The sequence below is a fragment of the Streptomyces sp. MS191 genome, assembly GCF_008042125.1.
Lineage (GTDB): Bacteria > Actinomycetota > Actinomycetes > Streptomycetales > Streptomycetaceae > Streptomyces.
This window is the reverse complement of the sequence record NZ_RDBI01000156.1, coordinates 1-764: the sequence shown is the minus strand read 5'-3', so window position 1 is coordinate 764 and position 764 is coordinate 1. Positions and strand designations below refer to the sequence as shown.

At 69.8% G+C, this 764-nt stretch carries 1 protein-coding gene; it reads left to right on the top strand.

All coding sequences use genetic code 11. The annotated features are described in order from the left end of the window. Positions 1 to 130: 130 nt before the first annotated feature. Positions 131 to 616 carry a MarR family winged helix-turn-helix transcriptional regulator gene (locus tag EAO71_RS35920; RefSeq protein ID WP_147981998.1) on the top strand — a complete coding sequence of 162 codons (486 nt, stop codon included), beginning with the start codon at positions 131 to 133 and terminating at the stop codon, positions 614 to 616. The last annotated feature ends 148 nt before the right edge of the window (positions 617 to 764 follow it).

The window sequence follows — 764 nt, the reverse complement described above, 5'->3', positions numbered from 1 at the left end:
GTGCGGTGACAGGGCGAGCGCCGGGGCCGGCCCGMGCGGACCGSCCCCGGCGCTCGCCCTGTCACCGCACCGCCCGGTCTTCCATTTGCGGATAATCCGCGACGGATCGGTTTTCGTTACCCTGGCGAGCATGACCGCCATGGCACCCACGCGCACCGAACCGGACCTGTCCTTCCTCCTCGACCACACGAGCCACGTCCTGCGGACCCGGATGAGCGCCCGGCTCGGCGAGATCGGGCTGACCCCGCGGATGCACTGCGTCCTCGTCCACGCCCTGGAGGAGGAGCGCACGCAGGCCCAGCTCGCCGAGATCGGCGACATGGACAAGACCACCATGGTGGTGACCGTCGACGCCCTGGAGAAGGCCGGCCTCGCGGAGCGCAGGCCCTCCAGCACCGACCGGCGCGCGCGGATCATCGCGGTGACCGAGGAGGGGGCGAAGGTCGCGGCGGAGAGCCAGAAGATCGTCGACGACGTCCATCAGCAGGCCCTCGACTCGCTGCCGGCCGACGAGCGCGACGCTCTGCTCCGCGCGCTGAACCGGCTGGCCACGGGCCATCTGGAGACCCCCGTCGAGGGGCCGCGACCGGCCCGGAGGGCGCGCCAGAAGGGGTAGTCGCCGAAGCCGTGGACAGGACCGGCCCCATCAGGATCCGTAAAATATAGTCTGCAACAAAACTATCTGCTACGGTCTTTCTTGTTGCTCCCGACGACAGGAGAGACCGAGATGTCCGCCACCGCCGCACCCTCCCCGCAGACGCAGA